The organism is Faecalibacillus faecis, from assembly GCF_003024675.1.
Classification (GTDB): domain Bacteria; phylum Bacillota_I; class Bacilli_A; order Erysipelotrichales; family Coprobacillaceae; genus Faecalibacillus; species Faecalibacillus faecis.
Map to the genome: position 1 here is coordinate 1 of NZ_PYLP01000042.1, position 3,960 is coordinate 3,960.

The following is a 3,960-nucleotide window of genomic DNA, read 5'->3' on the forward strand; positions in this document are numbered from 1 at the left end:
GAAAATGGTCATATTAGGAATTGGTCAATGGTATTAAATCAATTGATGATAGATGATCATTTTACAACTAGAATCAATCAATATTTAAGTAGCCAATCTTAACCAAGAAGGATGCAATTGTTCATATATTGCATAACCTTTTATATACTCAAAAAGCAGCAGTATTAAAGATAAAGTTTTAACACTGCTGCTTATTAAATACAAGTTCTTTTAGTGACACTACAAGAAATAATCACAAACTTGAATAACCTATTTTTTAGTAATGTTTAAATTACTTACACACTTTTCTTGACAAACCCCTTTATATTTTATGATGTCCAAAGACTTCATTATGTATATCTTCCATTTCATAATCAATATCAGTAATATTTTTAGCACATTCGTATAAACGATTACGAATATCATCAGAGATTTCCTTGTTATTTTTATATCTCAAATGATGTTCGAGTGTCGCCCAAAAATCCATAGCAATGGTACGGATTTGTATTTCTACAGGAACCATGACTTTCTCATTAGCAAGATAAACAGGGACTTCAACAACAAGATGTAAACTACGATACCCATTTTCTTTAGGATTCTTTATATAATCCTTTACCTTTAATAAATGAATATCATCCTGTCTTAAAAGAAGGTCTGACATACGATAAATATCTTTGATATAATGACAAATCACCCGAATACCCGCAATATCTTCAATATTTCCTTTAATCGAAGAAACATCTACGGGAAGATTTCTTCTTTTCATTTTCTCAACAACGCTATGTGGTGATTTCAAACGCCATTCCATATGATGGATAGGATTATGATCGAAGCGATGATGAAACTCATCATCTAAAATCTCTAATTTTGTTCTTACCTCCTTAATTCCTGCCAAATACATTTGTTCAACATTTACATACTCATGATAAAAATCCAAATGATCCTTAGCAAAGAAAAAATCATTCATTTCACTTTTAATTTCCTTTTGCATAATACGACTCATAAAAAATTCACTCCTTGTGTTTAATTTCATTATAAATGAACATAATGAACTTGAGGTGAAATTTATGAAAAAATTAATTATTTTTCTTCTAATTCTTATGAACCTAACAACAGTCACAGCTGTTAACGAAACCCCAAAATATAAAATCATTGCCTCCTCTTATAAACAAGAAGATATCGAAGAAATGTATGAAGTCAAAGACAAACTCATACAAAACTATAAAAAATGGGTCAAAGGTGTTGATGATGTTCATCAAGTATTAGCCGATCATCAAAAAGCATTTAATGCAAAGTATTACAATGGTCTCTATACCATTGTCTTAGGTGAAGGAAAAGGAAAAACACTCGAAGGAAAACTTCAAGTATCTTATTGTACATCAAGTAAAGAAATTCATAAAAAGTCATGGCTAGCAAGTATGTTTTCTTAAGGATGACTAATAATTAAGAAAATAATACATACTATATAAAGAAAGAAGGTGTTATTATTGTTGAAAGAATTTGATGAACAAGCACAAAAAGCAATTGTTGTGGCAGAAAGCATTTCTTTTGATTTTGGACATCAAAACGTTGGCAGTGAACATTTACTACTCTCCTTATTAAAAATGCATGACAATCAACTAAAAAGACTCTTAAAAAAATATAAAGTGAATGAAGAAGTTGTAGAAGAAGATATAAAAAGGTTGTTTGGAACAAGCGAAGATCAACCTTTTTATATGGAATATAGCCAGAGTGTCAAAAAAATCTTAGAAAGAAGTATGGAAGAAGCTCAAAAGAAAAACCAAGATCAAGTAACCCTTAATTTACTTACCATCTCACTTCTTAAAGAAAAAGAATCTGTGGCTTATGAAATACTACAAAAATACCATGTTGATGTCGAAGAACTCATTTATCTCTTACAAGAAAAATCAGCTTTTGAAACACCTTTAGATCAAATATCAACACTTGTAAACATCAATAAAAAAGTAAAAAACAAAAAATATAAAATCATAGGAAGAGAAAACGAAATCGAACAAATCTGTACCATCCTCTCCAAAAAAGAAAAAAACAACGTACTTATCATTGGTGAAGCTGGTGTTGGAAAATCCGCAATTGTTGAAAAACTTGCCATGATGATAAATCACCATCAAGTAGTAGACTCACTTAAAAATAAAATCATCTATGAACTCTCTCTATCCTCTCTTGTTGCTGGAACAAAATACCGAGGAGAATTTGAAGAAAAATTCAAAAAGATCATTGATAAAGTAAAAAACTTAGACAACGTTATTATATTCATTGATGAAATTCATAATGTCATAGGGGCAGGAGGCGCCGAAGGAGCCATTGATGCCTCAAATATCTTAAAACCCTATCTTGCTAGAAAAGACATGACAGTTATTGGCGCAACAACGATTGATGAATACTACAAACACTTTGAAAAAGACCATGCGATGAATCGAAGATTCTCTCTAGTAACTCTAAAAGAAAACACCAAAGAAGAAACCTTTGAAATCCTCAAAGGAATCAAATGTTACTACGAAAACTTTCATCACATAAAAATATCCGATACAATACTTAAAGAACTCATCAACCTTGTCGATCAACATATCAAAAACAGAACCTATCCCGATAAAGCCATTGATATATTAGATCTATCATGTGTCAAAGCTAAATTCTATCATGAACAAGAACTTACAAAAATACGCATCATAGAAACCATAGAAAAATATCTAAACATTACAATTCACCAACAAATCAATAAAAAAACACTTGAAAAACAACTTAATAAAAATATTTTTGGGCAAGAAAAAGCCATTCATCAATTAGTACAAACATTAGAAACCAAAAAACTTCCTCACTCTTTCTTTCTCTATGGACAAGAAAGCACAGGAAAAACCACAACCGCAAAGATTCTTGCTAGAGAATTAAACTATCATTACCTAAAACTGGATATGAATCAATATAAAGACATTCATGCTTATTACAAACTCATAGGGAACAATCAAGAACCAAGTATTCTTTTATCAACCTTACAAAGTACTCCCCATACAGTTTTATATTTAAAAAACATTGATCAAGCAAATGAAGAAATCATTCATCTTATTTCTCAAATATTAGAAGAAGGTTACTACGAAGATTCTAAAAAAAGAAAAATAAGTTTTGAAAACGTAATTATCATTCTTTCTCAAACAAACATCACACATCGTCTAGGATTCAAAAAAAACAAAACAATTCATCCAAGACATCCATTACTCTCTAAAGTAGATCAGGTTATAGAATATCAACCTCTCTCTAAAGAAACTATAGAAAAAATCATCTCAAAAAAACAACCAAACTCCTCTAATAAACTCCATTCTCTTATCCAAAAAGAGAAAAATCCAACTCTCTCACATATCCTCAAACAGATGTCCTAACGGACATTTTTGTTTATAAAAAACTAAATAATGATAGAAGATATGACAATAATGCTTATAAGCGGTATGTTTATGTGAAAAAACATAAGATTTTGTTTAAAATAATGAAAAAATATGTCAAATTTTGTGTTAGAAGTGATATAATACCTGACTTTGGTATCCAGCATTAAAATATAGTGATAGTAAAAAAGCAGTAGGAATTCAAGATAGAATCTCTATTGCTTTTTCGTTTAAATCTTATAATTGAATATCTGTCTAATTTGCCGCTCTGTCAAATAGTAATTTGTAAATGGAAGATTTGTAATATTTTCGAATTCTTTTATAAATTCACTTGATGCCGTTACATTGATATATTTACTTTCACCTTTGACCACCTTAAAGCTTCTAATGAATTTCATGATTTGATGTGTGCTGTATTGATTATCCAATATCTTAAACTGGAATATTCTTTCTAACAGTACGGCAAGATAACAGATCAGGAAGTGTCCCTTTATGCTGTTTTCTTTTTGAAGAAATACAGGGCGTGCATCTAAATCAGACTTCATTATTCTGAAGGATTCTTCTATCCTCCATAGATTGTGATATGTAT

At 30.0% G+C, this 3,960-nt stretch carries 3 protein-coding genes and 1 pseudogene; 2 read left to right on the forward strand and 2 right to left on the reverse strand.

All coding sequences use genetic code 11. From position 1 onward, the window contains the following. Positions 1-301: 301 nt before the first annotated feature. On the reverse strand, positions 302-982 hold the full coding sequence (locus C7U55_RS13295) for a GTP pyrophosphokinase (RefSeq protein ID WP_230324221.1): 681 nt from the start codon (positions 980-982) through the stop codon (positions 302-304). Positions 983-1,046: 64 nt separating this feature from the next. On the opposite strand from C7U55_RS13295, the gene C7U55_RS13300 reads away from it, so the two are divergent. Continuing rightward, positions 1,047-1,409: a hypothetical protein gene (locus C7U55_RS13300; RefSeq protein WP_106988951.1), complete on the forward strand. Its 363-nt coding sequence runs from the start codon at positions 1,047-1,049 to the stop codon at positions 1,407-1,409. Between the two features lie 60 nt (positions 1,410-1,469). Further along, positions 1,470-3,371 (forward strand): AAA family ATPase, encoded by a 1,902-nt coding sequence (locus C7U55_RS13305; protein WP_162297466.1) that lies wholly within the window; start codon positions 1,470-1,472, stop codon positions 3,369-3,371. Positions 3,372-3,601: 230 nt separating this feature from the next. Here C7U55_RS13305 and C7U55_RS13310 read toward each other — a convergent pair. Beyond that, positions 3,602-3,960, reverse strand: a pseudogene (locus C7U55_RS13310) (IS1634 family transposase); the annotation flags it as partial.